Origin of the sequence: Moraxella sp. DOX410 (assembly GCF_032248735.1) — a bacterium.
Lineage (GTDB): Bacteria > Pseudomonadota > Gammaproteobacteria > Pseudomonadales > Moraxellaceae > Faucicola > Faucicola tetraodonis.
Genome location: NZ_CP135138.1, coordinates 488,826 through 512,308, shown reverse-complemented (window position 1 = coordinate 512,308; position 23,483 = coordinate 488,826). Strand labels below are relative to the sequence as shown.

Genomic DNA, 23,483 nt, shown 5'->3' with positions numbered 1-23,483 from the left:
ATTCCTTATTTCTTATTGACGCGACGACGGCGGATAATCATGTGGTCAGTACGTTTGTTAGAACGTGTTTTAAGGCCTTTAGCCTTTTGACCCCATGGGCTGGTTGGGTGTTTACCGAAGTTACGACCTTCACCACCACCGTGTGGATGGTCAACTGGGTTCATTGCAGTACCACGAACGGTAGGACGAACGCCACGCCAGCGGTTTGCACCTGCTTTACCCAATGATTTAAGGTTATTTTCAGTGTTTGATACTTCACCGATAACCGCACGACAATTTACGTGGATACGACGAGTTTCCCCTGAACGTAAACGAACGATTGCATAGATACCATCACGACCCAATAATTGAACCGCAGCACCTGCTGAACGAGCGATCTGTGCACCTTTACCGATTTTAAGTTCGATATTGTGAATCACTGTACCCACTGGAATGCTACGTAGTGGTAAGCAGTTACCTGGGCGAATTGGCGCAGTTTCACCAGAAATAACGGTATCGCCTTGTTGCAATTTTTTTGGTGCGATAATGTAACGACGCTCACCGTCTGCATATTTAAGTAATGCGATGTGTGCAGTACGGTTTGGATCGTACTCAATACGCTCTACAACAGCAGGAATATTGTCTTTGTTACGTTTGAAGTCAACAACACGGTAATGCTGTTTATGACCACCACCGATATGACGGGTAGTGATGCGACCGTTGTTGTTACGACCACCAGTTTTGCCTTTTGACTCTACTAATGCTGCATAAGGACGACCTTTATGAAGGTGTGGATGCACCACTTTCTCGACAAATCGGCGACCTGGTGATGTCGGTTTGGCTTTTACGATAGGCATTGTGTAATCCTTATTCGTTGTCAGCAGCAGGTTGTTCTGCTACGTCGGCTACTTGAACATCTTGACCAGCTTTTAAGGTCACATAGGCTTTTTTGAAGTCTTGACGACGACCTACCGTGCGACCAAATCGCTTTGTCTTACCTTTAACATTCAAAGTGTTAACTTTAACTACTTCAACACCTTCAAACATTAATTCTACGGCTTTTTTAATCTCTTTTTTTGTCGCGTTGGTGTCAACTTTGAACACTTGCACACCTAAAGTATCGCCCAAGATTTGAGATTTTTCTGAAAATACAGGTGCTTTTAGTACCTGATATAGTCTTGCGTTATTCATGCTAACACTCCCTCAATTTCTTTGGCGGCTGCGACAGACATGATGACTTTGTCAAACGCAATTAGGCTAACTGGATCAACTTCAGTGCTACCTAGTACGCTGACGTATGGAATATTGCGAGCAGCTAAGTAAAGATTTTCGTCAACTTCATTGGTAACGATTAATGCTTTAGGGGCATTTAAGTCTTTAAGTTTAGCGATAAGCTCTTTAGTTTTTGGTGCTGAGATGCTGATGTCATCAACCAATACTAAACGGTCTTGACGAATCAATTCAGCAAGAATGCATTGCATGGCACCACGGTACATTTTACGGTTCACTTTTTGTGACCAATCTTGTGGTTTGGCTGCAAATGCGCGACCACCACCGACCCAAATTGGGCTACGGATGGAACCTGCACGTGCACGGCCAGTACCTTTTTGACGCCATGGTTTTTTACCACCGCCAGATACTTCACCACGCGTTTTTTGAGCACGGCTACCTTGACGACCACCCGCTAAATAAGCGGTAACTACTTGGTGTACAAGTGCTTCGTTGAATTCACGACCAAATGCTACGTCTGATAGCTCAACCGCCGAACCTGTTACTGTATTTAGATTCACGTTAATCCCCTTGATTAAGCTTTAACTGATGGACGTACGATAACGTCGCCACCGTTGGCACCAGGAATTGCACCCTTGATAACTAGGATACCTTTTTCAGCATCAACTGAAATCACTTCTAAGCCTTGTACGGTCACACGTTTGTTACCCATTTGACCTGGCATTTTTTTGCCTTTAAATACACGACCCGGTGTTTGGTTTTGACCTGTAGAACCCACAACGCGGTGAGATACTGAGTTACCATGTGTCCAATCTTGTGAACGGAAGTTGTGGCGTTTGATACCACCTTGGAAACCTTTACCTTTGCTGGTACCAATTACGTCAACGATTTGACCTACTTGGAACAAGTCAGCAGCGATTTCACTACCTGCTTCGCGGCCTTCAAGTTCGCTGTCTTCGACGCGAAATTCCCAAGTGCCACGACCTGCAGCAACGCCAGCTTTTGCAAAGTGACCTTTTTGAGCTGCATTAACACGAGAATCACGACGTTCGCCAGTTGTTACTTGGATAGCTTGATAGCCGTCTGTGTCTTGTGTTTTGATTTGAGAGATACGGTTGGCAGTAACTTCAACAACAGTTACAGGAATTGAAACACCTGCTTCTGTGAAGATACGAGTCATGCCGCATTTTTTTCCGACTAAACCGATCGCCATGTTGTTAACCTCTTAATTTTTACTGTTATTCAATATAGGTCTGAGTCCTAAGGATGAAACCTAAGGGGTTAGCCTAATGCGATTTGTACATCAACACCCGCCGCCAAATCTAACTTCATCAGTGCATCGACTGTTTTGTCAGTAGGCTGAACGATATCTACCATACGTTTGAATGTGCGGATTTCGTATTGGTCACGGGCATCTTTGTTCACGTGTGGTGAGGTTAAGATGTTAAAGCGTTCAATGCGAGTTGGTAGCGGTACTGGACCACGAACTTGTGCACCTGTGCGTTTTGCGGTATCAACAATCTCTTGAGCTGATTGGTCAATCAGACGATGGTCAAAAGATTTAAGTCTGATACGGATTTTCTGGTTAGCCATGCCAGTAAGCTCCTAATATAAAGTTTGATATGGGTTAATTTGCGTTGGGTGTTAAGCTGTTATTGAGTAAACACCTAACTTGTATTTTTTACCTGTTTTTGACAGGCACTTTTTGAAAATAAAAAAATTTCAGTCCCACTCAAACTATTAACTTGCAATACATAGATAGCATGATTAATAGTCGGTGAAACTGTATTCTTTAATTTCGTGTCGCAATCAATGGAGCGACTGTATTAAAGGGCTTATTCTTTTATGAATTGACGAATCATCTTCGTCGCCCTGCAATAAGTTAAGTGGGCTGTATTATACCGATTTTTTGGGTAAAAGCAATAGGCTAATCTAGCAAAATATCATATTGTTCTTGATTAAAACGGTTATCACTCTCCAAGTTAATCGGACGACCCAGCAAATATTCCATCTCTGCCACCGTATCCGCTTCAATGGTTTCAAGCAAATCAATCACCCCGCTATTTGCGACCACAGTAAATTTCTTGGGGGCATTATAGGTTCTGGCGCAGCGCATCAATTCGCGGAAAATCTCCAGACACACGGTTTCGGCACTTTTGACAAAGCCTTTACCGCCACAGGTTGGACACGGCTCACAAAGCTGTTGTTGTAAGCTCTCACGCGTGCGTTTGCGAGTCATCTCTATCAGCCCAAGCGCTGAGACTTCGCTGATGTTGGTTTTGGCATAATCGCGTTTGAGCTGTTCTTGCAGGCTTGCTAGCACTTCATCGCGGTGTTGTTGCTCTTGCATATCGATAAAGTCAAGAATGATAATCCCGCCCAAATTACGCAGTCGCAGCTGACGGGCGATAGCGTGGGTGGCCTCTAAATTGGTTTTATACACCGTATCTTCAAGAGAGCGCCCTCCAACAAATGAACCGGTGTTGACATCAATGGTGGTCATGGCTTCGGTTTGGTCGATGATAAGATAACCGCCTGATTTGAGATTGACACGGCGATTGAGCGCGTCTTTTAAATCCTCTTCAACGCGGTGAACATCAAATAACGCCTGCTCGCCTTCATACAATTGAATACGTGGATAAATCAGTGGGACAAATTCTTTGGCAAAATGACGAATAGCGTCAAACACTCGGGCGTTATCGACCGTCACTCTTTCAGTCTGCTCACCAATCAAATCTCGAATCGCGCGCAAAGGTAGCGACAAATCTTGATAAATCAGCTCAAAACGGCGATGGGTCGGCGTTTGCTCACGGCGGGCTTGTACCATACGCCAAAGCTGCAGTAGATAATAAATATCTTCTTCAAGTTTGGATTGCGGGATATTTTCGGCAGCGGTACGGGCAATCAATCCGCCTTGTAGATTGACTTGGTGCATCAGCTCGCCAAGCTGTGTTTTTAACCGCTCTCGCTCATCGCCATCAATCCGCTGTGAAATCCCGATATGTTCACCATACGGCAAGTACACCAAATAACGCGAAGGCAATGACACATCCGTCGTCAGTCGTGCGCCTTTACTGCCTAATTGGTCTTTAATCACTTGTACCAAGATACGCTGTCCTTCATACAAGCGGTTTTCTATCAACTCGCTAGGCGGTGGCTGATAGGTGGTTGTGGTCATCGCAAGCGTGGTGGTGTCAGGGTCTAAGGTGTTGTCAATTGCGGGGTTTTGCGGTTTGGGCGGTTCAATGGCTGAGAGCTTAGGACGCAGGGTCTGCATATCATTGACGTGCAAAAATGCGGTACGCGATTGCCCAATGTCGATAAACGCCGCCTGCATGCCTGGCAGTACGCGCACCACTGTGCCAAGGTAGATATTGCCCACTGAGCCAAGTTTGCTATGGCGTTCGATAAAGATTTCGTTGAGTATCCCATCTTCGAGCACCGCAACTCGGCTCTCAGATGGGCTGATGTTAATGAGTAGTTCTTCGGTCATTGTAAACAGCTTTTTAAAATTTTTAGTTGCCGTTATTCTACTCGAAGTTAGTTATCTGCACAAAGCTAAACTAAATTAGCTGTTGTTTTAGTTCATTGATTGTGGTCACAAGCCTGGTTGGATGTTCTTTTGCTAAAACATCGGCTTTTTCACAGCCGTAACTTACAGCAATGCTATCCATCTGTATTGCATTTGCCATACGGATGTCATGAATACTATCACCGATGAATATAGCCTCTTCAATACTTTTATTGTTTTCGCTCAAAATTGCTTGCAGCATGAGCGGATTGGGCTTACCAGCGGTTTCGTCAGCGGTTTTGGTAGTTGTGAAAAAGGCTTCAATTCCAGAGTTTGGCAATACTCGCTCCAGACCTTTACGTTTCTTGCCTGTTGCAATGGCTAAGGTTTTGCCTTGTGCGTGTAAATCTTGAATCAATTCTTTAATACCATCAAACAGTTTGTCGTTGTCGCAATGCTTGACATAATATTCTGAGTAAGTCGCTAAAAGTTCATCATATTTATCGCTGTCATTAGGAAACAAAATTGGAAACGCATCGACTAACGCAATGCCGATAATAGATTTTGTCGCTTCATCGGTGACGGTTAAACCGTGCTTTTTAGCAGCATAGCGCATGGCATCGACGATTAAGCCAACCGAATCCATCAGCGTGCCATCCCAATCGAAAATGATTAGGGATTTGTTTTTGAAATTATTTGTTGTCATTTTCTATCTTCAATTTCATTAAAATAGGGAGATAATAATTTGTCTTGCTGACATTCAAACTTACCTTTTTTTAAACTATACACTTGAAATTGATTGTCGAATCCTGCTTTATCTTCATCGTCAAAATAATGAAGCAACCCATATGAACCAACAGCATTTTTAGCAAGCCACTGATAAATTTCTAAAACGTCAAAAAATTCTTGCGATTTATGATTATGAAACCCAAAAATCATAAATTGATAGTTGCCATTTAGAATACCCGTTTTAATCTGTGGATTTTCTAAATTTTTAAAGGTCATATCTATTTTAGAAAGAAATTCTTGCCAAATTTTACCCATCATCTCTTCAGATTCGTTGGCTTCATTAAAACCTTCTCGGACACACACCCAACCATAATATTCAATCATTTTCATTACCAATTAAACTTTGCATATCCTCTGGCAATTCGGCTGTAATTGTTTCATATTCTGGAATAGCAAGCTGATAAGCATGCAAGCACAAACGGCGCACGCTTTTATCGCCTTTAGCTACATTCGGATTGTATTTATCATCACCCAATAATGGATGCCCGATACTCGCCAAATGAACCCGAATTTGGTGGGTACGCCCTGTGAGCGGTTTGGCTTCAATTAAGCTGACTTTTTGACCATTTAACTCAAATTTTTGCAACACGTTAATTTGGGTTTGGCTTGGCTTACTGTCTTCGGATTTTACATCTACTTTGACACGGCGTTCACCGCTTTTGCCTTCTTGTGTGGCAGGCAACGTGTATTTTAGTAGCGGTTTATCAATGGTTTGTGTTTCGCTACTTATCCAACCTACCACCAAACACAGATAGGTTTTTTGCAAGGTTTTTTCTCGCAAATGCTCTTGTAAAGTTTTAAGGGTTGAGCGTTTTTTGGCAATCATTAGCAAGCCAGAGGTATCTTTGTCAATGCGGTGTACCAACTCAAGGTATTTTTTACCCGTTGCTTCTCGCATCGCTTCAATCACGCCAAAACTCTCGCCACTGCCGCCATGCACCGCCATACCCGATGGTTTATTGAGCACGATTAAACCCTCATCTTCATACACAATGCGCTCTAGCAAGCTCTGGGCAAAGTCAGGACTAATCACGGGTTTTTCACGCGTGGCAAGCTTGATGGGTGCAATGCGCACCACGTCATTACGCTGCAGTTTATCGTGGGGTTTACAGCGTTTGCCATTGACACGGATTTCGTCAGAACGAATCATGTTATAGACATGTGAGCGCGGCAGTCCTTTAAGACGACCCAACAAAAAGTTATCAACACGTTGGTCATGCTGCTGGCGCGTGACGGTCAGGTAATTGACTTTAGCAAAATCTAAAATATCGTCATCTGCAGACTGGGGCTGTTTGCTAGGCGGTTGTTTGCTAGGCGTGCGTTTTGGGGTTTGATGAGCCGATTGCTGCGATGGGGTGTCGCGTTTTTTGCTAGGATGGGCAGGAGGTTTGGGAGACTGCGAGTGCTCTGTCATATTTTGATAGCCGTTTACATAAAAATTTGCTATAGTTTAGCAGTTTAGTGCCTGTGCCGCTATGAATTCGCGCCATCAATTCGACTTAAACCCTGTTAAGCTTCCTTACAACGTAGTGTATGCGGGATAATTAAACTGTCGCTTTTGCTGTCGCCCATACAGCCGAAATTTATTCACGGCCGTATGACTCACGATAGGGCGCACTAAACTGCCAATATTTAATTTATAGATTTTAAGACTGATTTTAATCAATATCAGCACACGACATACGAGTAACGAAGATAATTGTCATTTGAAAACATGTTCAAATAGTTTGTAAAGATTAGTGATATATAGAGATAACAGATAAATGGTGGGTTTTGTGCCTTACAACCACAAAACTGCTGGTAACGATTAGCGTATTATGCGCCTAGGTAAATGAACTCAGTAGTTGCGATTTTGAGATAAAGGTTGACGGTTTTGGACGATTTACCATTTTAAATTGCCCACGCCTTTGTAAAACCTAACTTATCAGGCTTGCCATTTAAAGCGAAAACTAACGCTAACACTTTTTGACCAATAGAGAAACAGGGTTCATTCATTTGTCCTAAAACAGACATTGTTTTGGTCAACAACCCCAATCCAGCATGACGGTAGCGTTTACCTAGCAGGCTTACAACCTCGCTATGGCAATAATCCAACTTAATCATGCAATTTTTGATGAACAACAAACCTTGTTATCAAGCCGCTTAAGCTTGGTATCAGCGAGTCTAATCAAGACTGTTTGACGTTGTTTCATCAAATGTTTGATAGCAACATTTATCTACGCTCGTATGTTTTGTGTGTTTAGGAGAAAACACATGAAACGCATCCTCATCAATGCTACCCACGCCGAAGAAATCCGTGTTGCCCTGTGCAATGGCAATCACTTATATGATTTCGATTTAGAAAACCGTACCCGCGAGCAAAAAAAAGCCAATATTTATAAAGGTCATGTGACCCGTGTCGAGCCATCGCTTGAAGCGGTATTTGTGGAATACGGTTCACAACGTCAAGGTTTTTTACCGATTCGTGAAATCGCCCCAGAGTATCTAGCAGGCGACCCTCGCTCTACCACTAACATCAAACAACTGATTAAAGAAGGCGATGAGCTCATCGTGCAAGTGGAAAAAGAAGAACGCGGTAATAAAGGCGCGGCGTTATCTACTTTGATTTCATTGGCGGGTCGTTATTTGGTATTGATGCCCAACAATGCGCGTGGCGGCGGTATCTCTCGCCAAATCTCTGGTAAGTTGCGCGATGAGATGAAGCAAGCGTTAAGTGATCTAAGACTACCCAAAGGCATGAGCGTTATCATCCGTACCGCAGGGATTGGTAAAACCACGGATGAATTACAACAAGACCTTGACCATTTATTAAACATTTGGAAAGGCATACAACAACAAAGCCAAAAATTTCCCTCACCTCGCCTGTTGCACCAAGAAGCTGGCGTAGTCACCCGTGCCGTACGCGACTACTTGCGTGATGATATCACGGAAATTTGGGTCGACAATGAATACGCCTATAATGAAGCGGCGAATTTTATTGAAGCGGTGATGCCGCAGCAAGCGAATAAACTGCGCAAATACACTGACTATGAGCCGATGTTTGCCCGTTTTGGGATTGAAAAACAAATCGAAACCGCCTACCAACGTGAAGTACGTTTGCCAAGCGGCGGTTCGATTGTGATTGACCAAACTGAAGCCTTGGTATCGATTGATATTAACTCATCAAAAGCCACCAAAGGCGCGGATGTCTCAGAAACGGCGTTTAATACCAATTTGGAAGCAGCAGATGAAATCGCTCGTCAATTACGCCTGCGTGATATGGGTGGTTTGATTGTTATTGACTTCATTGACATGGCAACTGATGACCACCAAAAACAAGTGGAAAATCGTCTCAAAGAAGCCACCAAAAACGACCGCGCGCGTATCCAATTCGCTGAAATTTCACGTTTTGGACTACTTGAAATGAGTCGTCAACGCTTGCGTCCGTCACTTGAAGAAGCGACAGGTTACCTCTGTCCCCGTTGTCACGGTACCGGTATGATTCGTGACTTGCGTTCACTTGCCTTATCAATCATGCGTCAAATCGAACAACGGGCGCTACAAGAGCGTCATGGCGAAATACAAGCCGAAGTGCCAACCGATATCGCGGCATTTTTACTCAACGAAAAACGTGAAACGCTCGTTTGTCTTGAGCAAGAAAGTGGCACGCGCATTACTATCTTGCCGCATGCCCATCTTGAATCCCCCGAGTTTAATATCACTTATAACAGTGACGGGTTTGCGCCATCGAGCTATGAGCGTGTCGCCGAAAGCCAACAACAAGAATATAAAGACCGTGGCTACGATACTAGCAACTGGCACACCGATGACAATGAAATCAGCCGTGTAGCACCGACAGGTAATCATAGTGCCTGGAGCAATGCTAGCAACGCCACCAACACCACGCCTAGCCCTGCAACGCCATCCAACAAATCTCAGCAAACTGCCAACAATACGACTGCCGCCAAAGCTGCCGCGCCCCAGCCCGTTCAGCCAGCTGCCACTGTGCCTGCAACTTCTGCAGTCGCTTGGTTATCGAACTTGTTTGCCCCTACCCAGCAAGCACAAGTCACCCCACACTTTAGTGGTCAAGATGCCGCTTCGGCGATTGAAAGTCTCGTCAATACCGGCGCACAAAGCTTGGGGGTGCAAGGTCAAATCAATCACGCCGCATTGACGGCAAGTATCCCTGCGGTGAGCGCAAACACCAGTGAAACCAGCGCCAATCCTTATCAAGAAGCGTCTCAACAACCTTCAGCCACGGCTGAATCAAGCGATAAAGATGCCGAGCGCCGTAAACGTGGTAACCGCAAGCCAAAAGCTAAAAAACCAAACCGTTATCAATCTGAAACGAGTGAAGCAGAAGTTTCATCACAGGACACTGACAGCAATAAAGACAAGTCAAATGATGCGTCAAAAACTGCCAAAACTAGTGAGCTGCCAAAACGCGAGCCGAATAGTCGCCGTGACAGCCGCGGGGTCAAAGAACGTCGTCCAACACTAGCGAATGAAGATAGTAACGCGGCTGTAGTCAATGATGTGACAGCGACTGATACCGCTGTTGCCCCTGTCGATGGTAGAAAAAACAACCAATCCAGAGCAGAAAAACCGAAAGGCACCAAACAACGTGACCCCAACAGTGTGCAAGTTCAAGTATTTAAAACTGAACAACAACAACCTATAGCTGCGGTTGAAACAACGCATCTCTCGCTAGATGATAGCAAAGGGGAAATTGCAAAACCTGAGGCGCAGCCAATAGCATCAGCTTCGATGCCCGAACAGGCAATTCAGACGCCAGTTAACCCTAGCAACGTTACAGTGTCCAATGACGAGGTAGCAGAGCTTGCTAAAGCATCGACACCATCTGCGCCATCAGCTGAGCCAGTCACTGCACAGCTGGCAGTGACACCGAGCCAAGGTCGTGCCAAAAATGACCCACGCGAAGTCTATAAGGCTTATCAAGCGCAATTTAGCCCAGTTGCCTCTGTAGTGAGCACTTCGGTGACAAAAATTTCAGGTACGGTGAGTCAGTTTATTAACCAGTACTTAGATAATGCCGCTGAAAAAATGGCAAGCGACAGCGTGGTTAGCTGCTTTATCCAAGCCATCGATGCTTTTAATCATCAAGCTGCTACTACCACTACCCCCGCAAAAGATAATGTCGTAGTGGCTGAACAACAGCGTTTTGGGCAGTACTTTAGAAATTATGGCTATGCCAGTCTATCCGCGCAAAATTTGGATGATTATCATACGGCCATTTTGCCAGCCAATCAGTTCCAACGCCAAGCAGGCAAAACTGACGCTGCACTACCAGCGGTAACTAAACGCGCCATCAATGACCCACGCGGTTCTTTGGTTAATACTGCTGTCACTCAAGCGCCGACTGACTCAAACCCGTCAGTTGCTGAGCCTATCTCGAATGAAACTGACAGTGGCAAAGGTCAAGTAGAAGCAGCCTCAACTCAATCAGCGTCGCCTAACCAAAACCATCTGTCCTATCAAGCAGGTACCGTAGGCGCATGGATTGTGGCGCGTTTGGGCGAGCAAGGTCATGCTTTGATTGGGCAAGGTAAATTGGTCGAAGCTTACTTGCAAGCACACAATGCGCCAGTCGCTAACCGACCAACCGAGCCGGTCTCTGTGACAACAATAGCAGATGACGCTACAGCCAATCAGGACGTTGACTTAGTGCCAACAGCTGATGAATCCGCAGTAGCCTTTAATACTGACAGCGAAGGTGTTGAAGCAACGGACGTAGAAGATAGCGCAGAAGCAGCGGCGCAAAAACGTAAAACCACACCGGTAAGTTATAAGAACATGATTGAAAGTGTGGCAGAGCAAATGAAACCGGCAACCGTTGGTATGCTGACCTTGGCAACCCCAAAAGCACCCAAAACCCGGACGCGTAAAGCTAAGGCGAGCGAAAAACCAGCAGCCAAACCCAAAACGCGTACCAGTAAAAAGGTGGAAAATGCCGTGGTTGTCACTAAAAAATCCACCACCACTCCCCAAACTGACGTAGCGCCCTCTCACGATGAGTCGGTAACGCCGCAGCACAATCAGTAAATCAATCTTGTTTGCGTGCCTGTATAGCAATAAAAAAAGCAGTTCGACATGAACTGCTTTTTTATTTTAGCTAAAAATTTTAGCTACAAATTTTAGATACAAATTTTAGATACAGTGAATGGGCGGACTCGTTTAATGGGCAGGCTTATTACGAAGTTTTGAAATGACTGTCATGATCGCAACTACCACTAAACCTGCTACCAAACCAACCAGTGCATTTAATAAGTTGGTGGTTAAGCCTGAAAACGCCCCTGACAAGTCACCTAAATGCTCAATCCCATGATGTAACGCACCAAAGCCATGCGCCAAAATACCACCACCGACCAAGAACATCGCCAAAGTACCGGCGATTGATAGCACTTTCATCAAAATAGGCGCAAAGGCTAATAAGGCTTTACCTATATTTTGTGCCGCTGATGACGACTTTTGTTGTAAGTGCAACCCCAAATCATCTATCTTGACAATCATGGCAACAAAGCCATACACACCCACTGTCATGATGAGTGAAATTACTACCAGTGTTACTGCCTTATCCAGTAAAGGCACCGTTGCCGCAATGGTACCGAGGGAAATCACAATGATTTCAGCCGATAAAATAAAGTCCGTCCGCACTGCCCCTTTGATTTTCTCTTTTTCATGCGCCACCAAATCTATGCTTTCATTGGCATTGGCTGCTACCCGTTCGGCTTGCTCGGGGTCATTGCTGCCAGCGTGGGGCCAAAATTTGTGCACCACTTTTTCTGCCCCTTCATAACACAGATATAAACCACCAATCATCAATAACCCGGTCACTAAGGCTTGCGAAATCGCACTAATAATCAAAGCCAGTGGCACCAAAATCGCTTTATTGACTAAGGAGCCTTTGGCGACACTCCACACCACAGGTAACTCGCGATCGGCTTTTACCCCTGACACTTGATTGGCGTTAAGTGCCAAATCATCGCCCAACACGCCCGCCGTTTTTTTGGCAGCGACTTTTGTCATCACCGATACATCATCTAGGATGACGCTAATATCGTCGAGTAAGGTTAACAAACTAGCAATTGCCATGATAAATTCCTAAAAAATAGTAAAAGATGAAAAAATAATAATAGTTATAACTAGCTGACGATTTATTAGTTTACAAATTTGTCATTCAAACACAATGTTTAAATTGTATTGCAACTTATCAAAAGTTATTTGCTTAAACGCTGAATTTTTTTAAAAAACCTAGTTAAGCAAACTTTGTTAAACAACCTTTTAATCCATTAATAGAACTTGGCTTTGAGCCGGTTGCTTTTAGCGCACCAAAAGATTGAAACAAGCGGAAAGATTGAGACGAGCAGAAAGATTGGAACGGGCAAAAATGTGAGCCCCGACCTAGTAGACCTGATAGATTATTAACAATAAGTTGACAGGGGTAGCGCTCATACGCCATAACAATATGGTAAAATAAAAACCTATATTAACGTTCTGTGGGTTTTCTCATGCTCATTCGTTTTGCAACTTATCGTTCTAAAACCTCATTAGCTACCCGTTTAATTACCAGTGTCATCACCGTGGCTGGCATTGTTGGTTTGGCAGGTTGTGATAATGCCCAATCGCGCACACCCGTCAATTCTGAAAGTCAGAAACACGAAGCGAGTAGCAGCTCAGCCACCGTGACAAAAAATGAATCACAGCTACAGCAAATGCTGGCGGCAAATTTAGCCGAATCAGGTATCACCGCAAAGATTACCTCGGTGACAGCGACCAGTATGCCAAATATCTATTGGGTTAAAGCCGAAGGTTTACCGGCGTTTTTCACCGATGCGACAGGTCAATATGTGGTACAAGGGGATATCATCAAAGTCGGTGGTGCCAAACCTGAGCATATCTCAGCGAACTTGCAAGCGCAAGATGCGAAAGCCAGTCTTGCCACTATTGATAAAAAAGACATGATTATCTTCCCTGCTAAGGGGCAGACGAAAGCGGCAATCTATGTGTTTACCGATGCAGATTGTGGTTATTGCCGTAAATTCCACAGTGAAATTGATGAAGTAAATGCACTGGGTATCGAAGTGCGTTATCTACCTTGGCCACGTAGTGAACAAACCATGCCTATCATGGAAAAAATCTGGTGCAGCAGTGACCGCAAAAAAGCTTTAACCGATGCCAAATTGGGCCTGCCTATCAATGCACCGACTTGCAGTAACCCCGTACGTAAAATTTATGAGTTAGGCGCAAATTTGGGTATCAATGGCACCCCAGCCGTGTTTGACACAGAAGGTCATCAACTTGGCGGTTATGTGCCACCTGCTGAATTGGCACAGGCGCTCAACCTCAAATAAGTTCACCCCTGATGGGATAAAAACCAGCTAGTGCTCATTAGCTGGTTTTTTTATTTTAATTTTTTTGGGCAATTGGATTTTATACCTTACCAATCACAAGTTAGCATGGTATATTTAGCTAGCCAACTTTTGAACTTTTATTTTTATATTTTTGACATTTGAGAATTTTTTTTATGAATAATCGACCTATTCAATTAGCGATTTTAGGGCTTGGTACTGTGGGTACTGGGGTGGTTGAACTACTACAAAACAATCTTGACGAAATGACGCGTCGCACAGGACGTGAGATTAAAATTACCCACGTAGGCACGCGTCGCAACCGTACCGATATTCCAACAGACATCAAACAATCTGCCGATTTGCTTGATATCGTTCAGCAAGATGATGTGGATATTGTGGTGGAATTGATGGGCGGTACCACCACGGCTAAAGAGGTGATTTTAGCGGCAATCGAGCATGGCAAACATATTGTGACTGCCAACAAAGCCTTACTAGCAGAACATGGCAATGAGATTTTTGCCAAAGCGGAGGCCAAGGGCGTCAAAGTGGCGTATGAAGCCGCGGTTGCAGGCGGTATTCCGATTATCAAAATCTTACGTGAAGGCTTAGCTGCCAACAAAATCGATTGGCTTGCAGGTATCATCAATGGTACAGGCAACTTTATCATGACTGAAATGCGCGATAAAAAGCGGGACTTTGCAGATGTCCTCGCTGAAGCCCAAGCGTTGGGGTATGCCGAAGCCGATCCGACATTTGACGTCGAAGGGATTGATGCTGCGCATAAATTGACGCTGCTTGCATCAATCGCGTTTGGTATTCCACTACAATTTGACAAAGTTTACTGTGAAGGCATTACCAAAATCACCAAGCAAGATGTGCGTTATGCCAACGAGCTTGGCTATCGTATCAAGCATTTAGGGTTTGCCAAACGTCGTATTTTAGACAGTGGCGAAGAAGGTATTGAATTACGTGTACATCCGACTTTGATTCCAAAACAGGTATTACTTGCCAATGTGAATGGGGTAAAAAATGCCATCATGGTTGACGCAGAGCCTGTTGGACAAACCTTGTATTACGGTTCGGGTGCCGGGGCAGGCGCAACCGCATCCGCTGTGATGGCAGATGTGGTGGACATGGTACGCGCCCTTGCAGAGACCAATGATTCAACTGCCAATTTGGTGCCGCATCTAGCGTTCCAGCCTGAGACATTAAATAACACACGCATTTTATCGAGCGATGAAATGATCACAGGCTACTATCTGCGCCTACAAGTCAAAGATGATTTGGGTGTACTAGCAGAAGTTACCCGCATTTTAAGTGAGTCTAAAATTAGTATTGATGCAATTTTGCAACAGCCAGCGCATGATGATACTAGCACTGATTTGCCAGTCATTATTATGGTTGACCCCGTTGTTGAGCGCAATATGAATGAAGCGATTGCTAAAATCGAAGCGTTAGATACCGTGACCGATAAGGTGGTGCGCATTCGGTTGGATGAGTTAATGCAGTAAAATTTGGGTAGACTTGACTGAGATATTTTACAGTATTTTCAGTAGTTTAATTTACATTTTAACTATGATAATATGAAATGTATCGCATTAGCAAAACTTAAAACATCTATTGTGATTGGCATGGTTGCCGTTTACAACCCTGTTTATAGACCCTAGTGATTTAGGTCGTAGTTTGCTTGTGACAACAGAAACCCTAACTCAAAGGAAATTTAATATGGAAAATTCAGTCGTAATCGTAGATGGCGTTCGCACCCCAATGGGTGGATTCCAAGGTGATTTGAACGAAGTATCAATGCCAGAGCTTGGTGCAACCGTCATTAAAGAAGCCGTCAACCGTGCTGGCGTAAAACCAGAAGAGATTGACGAAGTTATCATGGGTTGTATCTTAACCGCAGGTGCAGGTCAAAGCCCAGCGCGTCAAGCGATGCGTAAAGCAGGTATCCCAGATGCCACAGGCGCAGTCAATGTCAACAAACTTTGTGGTTCTGGTATGAAAGCCATTATGCTAGGTGCCAACTCAATTCGTAGTGGTGAGTTTGATATCGTGGTAGCAGGTGGTATGGAATCAATGACCAACGCCCCTTATGTGCTACCAAAGGCACGTGGTGGTTATCGCATGGGAGATGGCGAGATCAAAGACACCATGTTCTTAGATGGTCTTAAAGATGCTGATACCGGCAAGTTAATGGGTGCATTTGCGCAAGAAATGGCAGATAAACGGGGTATCACACGTGAGGCGATGGATGCATTTGCTATCGAATCGCTAAAACGCGCCAACACCGCCATCAATGAAGGTCACTTCAAAAACGAAATCGTTCCGGTTACTGTCAAAACTCGTAAAGGCGATGTAGTCATTGACACGGACGAACAACCCGGTAAAGCCAATGTAGACAAAATCCCAACCTTAAAACCCGCGTTCTCAAAAGATGGTACAGTCACTGCCGCTAACTCAAGCTCAATCTCTGATGGGGCAGCCGCCGTTGTATTGATGTCAGAAGACAAAGCTAAGGAAAAAGGCTTAAAACCACTTGCCCGTATCGTTGCCCAAGCCACCCACTCACAACACCCAAGCGAATTTACCATCGCGCCCATCGAGTGTGTGAAAAAAGTTTTAGCAAAAGCTGGCTGGAGCAAAGAAGACGTTGATCTTTGGGAAATCAATGAAGCATTCGCTATGGTAACCATGCTTGCTATGCAAGAAAATGACCTTGATCATGCTAAGGTTAATATCGAAGGCGGTGCTTGTGCATTGGGTCATCCCGTGGGGGCATCGGGTGCGCGTATCGTAGTCACACTCATCAACTCACTCAAACGCACAGGCGGTAAAAAAGGCATTGCTAGCCTATGTATCGGTGGCGGTGAAGCGGTTGCCTTAGCCATTGAGTTAATCTAATTGTCTTATGCAAAAAAAAATCCCTAAGCTGTATTAGGGATTTTTTTTGCGAATCAATCAATCAAGCAATCATCTGATTTTCATGTTGATATAACTTATGATTGCCAAAGCTAAAAGATTCCCTATCACTGTCAAGTAAAAAGCCCTACGAAATTCTGGCTTGGTTGATTTATGGCGCAATAACCAATGGGCAAACACCGCCCCTACCCAACCCCCAGCAAAAGCTAATTTATGGAGTGACGCTTCTTGCACGCGCCAATCACCATTTTGCGCAGCTTTTTTATCATGCGCGTACAGCAGATAGGTCGCCAAACTTATCGCAAAATACCAACCTATAATCCATAAGGGTAAGTGCTTAACGAGCACAACAGCGGTCAGTAACACAAAAAACAGCACCCCAATAGCCACCCACATGAGTAATGTTTGATTTTTAAGGTCGTTTTGAGCTTGACGAACTTGGCGGGCATTTTGTTGGACAATTTTTTGTCTAACAAACGTCTGTTGCTGCACGTTGATAGCACAGGGTTTGCCATCTCTACCTTGCCCTATTTCAAAAACTACCGCTTCATCAATCACAGGACGCTGGTTCGCTCGGTATTCACTGATATGAAAAAAAATGGCTGGGTCTTGCCAATTGTTATCGGTTTGCTCAATAAACCCAAAGCCTTTGTCATCTTGCCAGCGGATTATTTTGCCCTGATATTTTGTCATTGAAAATCACCTAATATATATGTTGATAACTCATTATTTTTTATTACTTATCTTTTATAACGCCTTATTGGGTGGGCAATGGTGTTTCGCGCTAAGTGCTCTACCCAACTTTTTTTATATGTTTTTAATTTATTGCTAAAAGCCAATTTTTTTTACGCTTGGTTGCAAAAGTTACTTAAGACAACTGCCAATTACACCCTCTAAACAAAAATTTATCAAATCCTACTACTTAATGGGAGCTTTTTTCAGTAATCTTGTTTGCAAGTCGAACGATTAAGCGTATAGCATTTTTCATCGTTTTTATCATCGGCGATTTCAACAATCAAGCATCTGTTTCAACAACCAAGTAGCTGTGAAACATCTAATTTGTTGAATTTTAAAAATTTTATTATAACAATTTTCATTTAACTATAAAAAACTATCTTATATTTATTTAGTTTTTAACTTAACTACCTTAATAAAAAATAAATAATAAGATATCTAAAGGAGATTTTTCCATGGCAAGTTTAATACGTTTACGCGATATCCAAGACACCCACGTTGACCTTTTAGGTAACGATTATTTTGATCCAACTGGTAAAAACGCTTATGGCGCCAATGGCGACAAAGTGGGTAGTATTCAAGGTGCTTTAGTTGATGAGAGCACAGGCCGTATTCGCTACTTCATTGTTGATGTAGGTGGCTGGTTTAGCTCGAAAGAAGTTTTAGTACCAGCGGGTCTAGCTCGTATTCAAGATGACAATGTATACTTTGATTCGCTCAGCCGAGATACTGTTGAAACAATGGATAGCTACGATCCTGACTACAACTACAGTATTGAAGAACAAACGGTTCGTGACCGTCACGTATTTGACCGTGCTGCCACACCTGTTAAGCTTACTGATAACGATTACCAATCACCTAATACATTACAGTTACTTGAAGAACGCATTTCAGTCAATAAAGACAAAATCGTAGCGGGTTTACTAAAAGTTGGTAAACATGTTGTGTCTGAGCCACGCACTGTCAACGTTGAATTAACTGAAGAACAAGCGCATATCCAGCGTACACCAGTTAATAAACCTACTGATCGCAGCATTGGTGATAATGACAATGCTACTATTGAGGTTGAACTTGAAGCAGAACGTGCAAATGTTAACAAACAAACTTATGTTACTGAAGAAGTTAACGTAGATAAAGTGGCACAAACTCGCACTGAGACCTTTAATGAAACCGTTCGCCGTGAAGAGTTAGATGTACAAAAAGATGGCGTTGAGCGTGTAACGGGTGTTGATACCGTCGATGGTAATGTATCACCTGCAATTGATCCAAATGCGCCCCGTAAACTTTAATAATTAATATCATTAGATAATTGATTACTATAGATTTTAACTTCTGCCAACGGTGTTGCCATTGGCTTGAAAAAGGCAGATGATTTCATCTGCCTTTTTTGTGGTTGTTATATATTATTACAGGATTTTGGAACAATAACTTTGCAATGGAAAACACTTTATGAAAAACCCGATGACAAATACTACCGAACTAGACACTAATGATACCCATACTCACGATAACATTGTTAAAACCGTCGATCTTCGTGAAGATACCACTAACACCTTAGAGCTATTAGCTGAACGCCCCCTAGTGCAAATTGAGCGATTTATCAAAGACAATATTAAATTATCAAAAAAAATTATTAGCCAAACGGTCAACGTTCCTGTGACACTCAATCAAGAAGTCTTAGTGATTGAACATGTATTTGCCCAGCCTAGCACCTCTCATGATAATTTAGTTAGCGTGGTTACTAATAACGTCAATGTGCCACAGTTGATGGTGAATGGGCAAGCGATTACTTTAGGCGATACCCCGATTGAGATTCCTCTACTTCAACAAACAGCGAAAGTGAATATTGAAACCATTGTGGCGGAAAAAGTACAGTTAATGACCCAAAATGTCAGTCATGAAACGCAAATTCCTGTGACATTGCGTCATGAAGAATTGGTGACTGAAAAAGTTGAACATGATGAGCCTACGGTATTAGCGACAACGCATATCGCCCCTGAAGAGGTTAACCTAGTTTCAAAGTAATCCCATTCTACTTTGGGTGAGCTCGCTTTGGCTTCTGTTGGTGTGTCTTTTGTTGGCGTGTGTTGGTATGTAATTTGGGTGTGGCATACATCAACATAAAAGTAAGGTCAAAATGTCACACCCAGCATTTTTAATTGATTAGGTTTAATCAATTAGGCTCGATGATGGGCGGGTAATGTTGATTTATGGCTAATCTCTGGCAGTAAATCCAAAAACCCTTGGATATAAGCCACCTCTTTACTTGTGGTACGGGTCGCCGCATAAAGCTGGCAAAACACGCCTTCCCCCAATGCCCTTGATATGACCCAGCCTTTTTTTTCGTATTCATTGACCACCCAATTCGGTAACGAGGCAACCCCTCGTTCACTCGCAACCAGCTGAATTAACATCGCGGTCAATTCTGTGGTTCTTAGTTTCTTGGGCGCAAGTCCTGCAGGGGCAAAAAAATGCGCGATGATATCGAGCCGCTTGGCCTCCACAGGATAGACGATGAGCGTTTCATCAATCAAATCTTCTGGCAAAATCGGCGATTTTTTATCGACCAATGGGTGCGTCGGTGACAACACCAAGCGACTTTCATATTGGAATAACGGCAGATAGCTGATTCCCTCCAAGGGTAAGCGACTGGCTGTGATAAGCACATCAATTTCTTCATCGAGTAGCATTTGGTGAGGCTCAGGTTCAAAGCCTGAGCTAAAGTCCAGCTCAACATCTTGCCATTCCCTGCGATAACGATTAAGGATAGGCATCAACCAATCAAAACAGCTATGACATTCCGAGGCCAAACGCAATTGTCCCGTTTGACCACGACCCAGTCTTTTAAGGTTGGCGGTGGTACGATTAAATTGCGGTAGCACACTGTCCGCAAGTTTGAGTACTTCTTTGCCTGCTGGGGTAAAGCTTAGCGGTCTTGAGCGGCGATTGACAAGGCTAACACCATAATAATTTTCGATTTCTTTGAGCTGATGGGACACCGCTGATGCCGTGACATACAAGTCCTCAGCCGCGGCAGCAAGCGAGCCTTGCTCACGTAGTGCGGTCAATAATTGAAGGTGGCGGATTTCAAGCATAAAATAATTTTACCGTTTGCCAAGCCCAAAAGAAAAAAGTTCACGATTTGGTGAAACCATGAACTACTTTAACAAGAAACGTGAAAAAAGTTAATCAATTTCAAGTCAAAGCGGCCGTATTACTCAATCACTTTGACTAACTATCACTGATAATGTGCTCTTCTTCATCTTTGAAATTACGCGTCACAAGTAACTGGTCAATTTTATGATGATCAATATCGACTACTTCAAATTTATAACCTTGATATTCAACAAAATCCGCAGGGCGAGGAATTTTGCGCAGTTTGTACATCATAAAACCTGCTAAAGTTTCATAATTGTCCCAATCGGGAAAATCTTCGATACCGAGCGCATGTTTGACATTTTCAATCGGTGTGGTACCTTCAATCAGCCATGAGAATTCATCACGCTGGATAATCTGCTGCTCATCTTCAATCGGTGCGACCCAATCCCCCATCACTGTCATCATGATATCAGATAGCGTAATGACACCGACAATGAGCGCATACTCATTCATCACCACGGCAAATTTTTCTTTACTGGAACGAAAACGGTCTAGCAGCTCGGATAAAGTTAAGGTATCGGGGATGATTAATACATTACGAATCGTAGTTTCATTGAGCAAAATTTGCGACTGGTTACTAAGAAGTTTTACTAAGATATCCTTGGTATCGACATAGCCAATCACTTCATCAATATGGTCTTTACATACCAAAAATTTTGAATACGGGTAATTGGCGATTTTTTGGCGGATACTTTGCTCAGACTCGCCAAGGGTGAAATACACCACATCCTCACGGGTGGTCATGCTAGAGGGCACATTACGTTCTTCAAGCTCAAAAACGTTTTCGATAAAGTGATGTTCTTGCTTGAGCAATACCCCCGCTTGCGCTCCTGCATCCACCACGGCAGAAACATCATCAAAGGTGATATTTTCTTCTCTTACCATGTTGATTTTGAAAATTCTAAAAATCAGATTTGCCAGCCCGTTGATAATCCATGCCAGCGGCTTAAATACTTTGATTGACAACAAGACAGGTTCAATCACCGCTAACGCCACGCGTTCTGGGTTAATCATGCCAATGCGCTTGGGAATCAAATCAGCAAACAAAATAAACAACAAAGTGACTAGCAAAAATGACATCATAAAACCGATATTATCGAGCATTTTGCCTTGATAAAATGGCGAAATAAGGTCAATAAAGTAGGGACGAAGCGCAGACTCACCGACAATACCGCCCAAAATTGCCACGGCATTTAGCCCAATTTGTGAGGTAGCAAAAAATTCGGCAGAATTTTCTTGTAAATGTAGAATTTTATTGGCGCGATTGTCACCCGATTCTGCCAACAACTTTAGCTTGATGCGTCTAGCACCTGCCAGGGCAATTTCGGAAATGGAGAAAAAACTGGAAATCAACACTAATATACAAATAATTAGTAGATTTTGGAATAAACTCACAATACACCTATATTTATCTATTTTTATCTAGACAACATAACAGATTTGGTAAAAAATTTCTTAGACTTTATAGTAAAGCAATAATAGTAAATAAACAGTGATAAAGAAACGGTAATAAAGAAATATGATAAATAAAAAGGGATGAGAAAACATTGGTAAAAAAATGGGTAAAAAACTTCATGCGTAAAAAAACCCTTGATTGAAATCAAGGGTTTTTGTTAGAACAAACTGCTTATACACGTTCAATAATGGTGGCAATCCCTTGACCCAGACCAATACACATGGTGGCAAGACCGAGTTGGGTGTCTTGTTGCTCCATCACATTTAGAAGTGTGGTGGTGATACGCGCACCAGAACAGCCTAGTGGGTGACCTAACGCAATAGCACCACCATTTAGGTTAACGATGTCTAGTTTGTCTTGTAGGTTTAAGCCCTTAAGAACCGATAAGCCTTGTGCGGCAAATGCTTCGTTAAGCTCGATGGTTTGCATATCGTCAATGCTCATGCCAGCGCGTTTTAAGGCTTTTTTGGTGGCAGGCACTGGCCCATAACCCATGATAGCCGCATCACAGCCTGCAACTGCCATACCGCGAATACGGGCACGCGGTGTTAGACCTAAATCTTTGGCTTTTTGTGCAGACATGATAAGCATCGCAGATGCACCATCAGATAAGGCTGATGACGTGGCAGCTGTTACGGTACCGCCTTTAGGATCAAATACGGGGCGTAATGCCGCAAATGATTGCATGTTGGCATCGGGACGAATGACTTCATCGATAGTGCAAAGTTGTAGGTTACCGTTTTCGTCATGACCTTCAATGCCGATGATTTCGTTCTTGAAACGACCTTGCTGTGTCGCTTCCCACGCACGGCGATGTGATTCTACACCAAACGCATCTTGTTCTTGACGGCTGATGTTATTCATACGTCCAAGCATTTCAGCGGTTAAACCCATCATGTTAGAGGCTTTTGCATAGTATTTTGAAGCCTCTGGGTTGATGTCAATACCGTGCATCATGCCCACGTGACCCATATGCTCAACACCGCCAATAATAAACACATCACCTTGACCGGTCATGATTTGTGCCGCTGCGGTGTGAAGCGCTTGCATGGATGAACCGCATAAACGGTTGACCGTTTGACCTGCCGTAGTACGTGGTAATTCAGCCAATAAACCGATGTTACGACCGATGTTCATACCTTGCTCTAGGGTTTGGTTGACACAGCCCCAGATGACATCTTCTACAAGTTTGGTATCAAACGGGTTACGTGCTACCAAAGCTTTAACAAGCTCCGCAGACATGCTGTCAGCGCGTACATTGCGGAACATACCATTTTTTGATTTGCCCATTGCGGTACGAACGCCATCGACAATCACGACATCTTTTGGACTTAATGTAGTCATTTTA

20 protein-coding genes are annotated in these 23,483 nt (G+C 43.5%); 6 read left to right on the top strand and 14 right to left on the bottom strand.

The features are described 5' to 3' along the window. Window positions 1–5 precede the first annotated feature (5 nt). The 9 genes from rplB to RNZ41_RS02250 form a co-directional block, all read right to left on the bottom strand. Window positions 6–836 carry a 50S ribosomal protein L2 gene (gene rplB, locus RNZ41_RS02290; RefSeq protein ID WP_007115548.1) on the bottom strand — a complete coding sequence of 277 codons (831 nt, stop codon included), beginning with the start codon at window positions 834–836 and terminating at the stop codon, window positions 6–8. 10 nt (window positions 837–846) lie between these two features. Next, on the bottom strand, window positions 847–1,170 hold the full coding sequence (gene rplW / locus RNZ41_RS02285) for a 50S ribosomal protein L23 (RefSeq protein WP_007115547.1): 324 nt from the start codon (window positions 1,168–1,170) through the stop codon (window positions 847–849). Beyond that, window positions 1,167–1,769, bottom strand: coding sequence for a 50S ribosomal protein L4 (gene rplD / locus RNZ41_RS02280; protein ID WP_007115546.1), 603 nt, complete (start codon window positions 1,767–1,769; stop codon window positions 1,167–1,169). Before rplD ends, rplW begins: the two co-directional genes overlap by 4 nt. A 14-nt stretch (window positions 1,770–1,783) precedes the next feature. Beyond that, on the bottom strand, window positions 1,784–2,422 hold the full coding sequence (gene rplC, locus RNZ41_RS02275) for a 50S ribosomal protein L3 (protein ID WP_007115545.1): 639 nt from the start codon (window positions 2,420–2,422) through the stop codon (window positions 1,784–1,786). A 68-nt stretch (window positions 2,423–2,490) separates the two neighbouring features. After that, on the bottom strand, window positions 2,491–2,802 hold the full coding sequence (gene rpsJ / locus RNZ41_RS02270; RefSeq protein WP_007115544.1) for a 30S ribosomal protein S10: 312 nt from the start codon (window positions 2,800–2,802) through the stop codon (window positions 2,491–2,493). Window positions 2,803–3,136: 334 nt separating this feature from the next. Then, window positions 3,137–4,702: an Rne/Rng family ribonuclease gene (locus RNZ41_RS02265; RefSeq protein WP_050324672.1), complete on the bottom strand. Its 1,566-nt coding sequence runs from the start codon at window positions 4,700–4,702 to the stop codon at window positions 3,137–3,139. Window positions 4,703–4,772: 70 nt separating this feature from the next. After that, on the bottom strand, window positions 4,773–5,426 hold the full coding sequence (locus RNZ41_RS02260; RefSeq protein ID WP_314027482.1) for an HAD family hydrolase: 654 nt from the start codon (window positions 5,424–5,426) through the stop codon (window positions 4,773–4,775). After that, the gene (locus tag RNZ41_RS02255) at window positions 5,423–5,833 is read right to left on the bottom strand and encodes an Imm7 family immunity protein (protein ID WP_157797666.1); all 411 of its coding nucleotides are present in this window, start codon (window positions 5,831–5,833) and stop codon (window positions 5,423–5,425) included. The genes RNZ41_RS02260 and RNZ41_RS02255 overlap by 4 nt, the downstream gene beginning before the upstream one ends. Further along, window positions 5,826–6,923, bottom strand: coding sequence for an RluA family pseudouridine synthase (locus RNZ41_RS02250; RefSeq protein WP_314027480.1), 1,098 nt, complete (start codon window positions 6,921–6,923; stop codon window positions 5,826–5,828). The genes RNZ41_RS02255 and RNZ41_RS02250 overlap by 8 nt, the downstream gene beginning before the upstream one ends. Window positions 6,924–7,762: 839 nt before the next feature. On the opposite strand from RNZ41_RS02250, the gene RNZ41_RS02245 reads away from it, so the two are divergent. Continuing rightward, complete coding sequence (locus RNZ41_RS02245; protein ID WP_314027479.1) at window positions 7,763–11,554, top strand: Rne/Rng family ribonuclease; 3,792 nt, start codon at window positions 7,763–7,765, stop codon at window positions 11,552–11,554. Between the two features lie 132 nt (window positions 11,555–11,686). On the opposite strand, the gene RNZ41_RS02240 is transcribed toward RNZ41_RS02245, so the two are convergent. Beyond that, entirely contained in the window at window positions 11,687–12,604 is a 918-nt protein-coding gene (locus RNZ41_RS02240) for a DUF808 domain-containing protein (RefSeq protein ID WP_284034720.1), read from the bottom strand. Between the two features lie 416 nt (window positions 12,605–13,020). Here RNZ41_RS02240 and RNZ41_RS02235 point away from each other — a divergent pair, with 416 nt between their 5' ends. From RNZ41_RS02235 to RNZ41_RS02225, 3 genes are all read left to right on the top strand, one after another. Then, window positions 13,021–13,863, top strand: a complete 843-nt coding sequence (locus RNZ41_RS02235) for a DsbC family protein (protein WP_007115537.1) — start codon at window positions 13,021–13,023, stop codon at window positions 13,861–13,863. A gap of 173 nt (window positions 13,864–14,036) precedes the next feature. Beyond that, entirely contained in the window at window positions 14,037–15,374 is a 1,338-nt protein-coding gene (locus RNZ41_RS02230; RefSeq protein WP_188874912.1) for a homoserine dehydrogenase, read from the top strand. A gap of 214 nt (window positions 15,375–15,588) precedes the next feature. Further along, window positions 15,589–16,767: a thiolase family protein gene (locus tag RNZ41_RS02225; RefSeq protein ID WP_050324664.1), complete on the top strand. Its 1,179-nt coding sequence runs from the start codon at window positions 15,589–15,591 to the stop codon at window positions 16,765–16,767. Between the two features lie 69 nt (window positions 16,768–16,836). On the opposite strand, the gene RNZ41_RS02220 is transcribed toward RNZ41_RS02225, so the two are convergent. After that, window positions 16,837–17,478, bottom strand: coding sequence for a DUF1294 domain-containing protein (locus tag RNZ41_RS02220; protein WP_314027476.1), 642 nt, complete (start codon window positions 17,476–17,478; stop codon window positions 16,837–16,839). Between the two features lie 497 nt (window positions 17,479–17,975). Between RNZ41_RS02220 and RNZ41_RS02215 the strand changes: the two genes are divergently transcribed. Both RNZ41_RS02215 and RNZ41_RS02210 read left to right on the top strand, forming a co-directional pair. Continuing rightward, window positions 17,976–18,809, top strand: coding sequence for a DUF2382 domain-containing protein (locus RNZ41_RS02215; protein ID WP_007115532.1), 834 nt, complete (start codon window positions 17,976–17,978; stop codon window positions 18,807–18,809). A 172-nt stretch (window positions 18,810–18,981) separates the two neighbouring features. After that, window positions 18,982–19,545 carry a DUF2382 domain-containing protein gene (locus RNZ41_RS02210; RefSeq protein ID WP_314027474.1) on the top strand — a complete coding sequence of 188 codons (564 nt, stop codon included), beginning with the start codon at window positions 18,982–18,984 and terminating at the stop codon, window positions 19,543–19,545. 152 nt (window positions 19,546–19,697) lie between these two features. On the opposite strand, the gene RNZ41_RS02205 is transcribed toward RNZ41_RS02210, so the two are convergent. From RNZ41_RS02205 to fadA, 3 genes are all read right to left on the bottom strand, one after another. Next, entirely contained in the window at window positions 19,698–20,615 is a 918-nt protein-coding gene (locus RNZ41_RS02205) for a LysR family transcriptional regulator (protein WP_007115530.1), read from the bottom strand. Window positions 20,616–20,751: 136 nt separating this feature from the next. Next, complete coding sequence (gene paeA / locus RNZ41_RS02200) at window positions 20,752–22,074, bottom strand: polyamine export protein PaeA (RefSeq protein ID WP_314027472.1); 1,323 nt, start codon at window positions 22,072–22,074, stop codon at window positions 20,752–20,754. Window positions 22,075–22,306: 232 nt separating this feature from the next. After that, window positions 22,307–23,479, bottom strand: a complete 1,173-nt coding sequence (fadA, locus tag RNZ41_RS02195; RefSeq protein WP_007115528.1) for an acetyl-CoA C-acyltransferase FadA — start codon at window positions 23,477–23,479, stop codon at window positions 22,307–22,309. Window positions 23,480–23,483 lie beyond the last annotated feature (4 nt).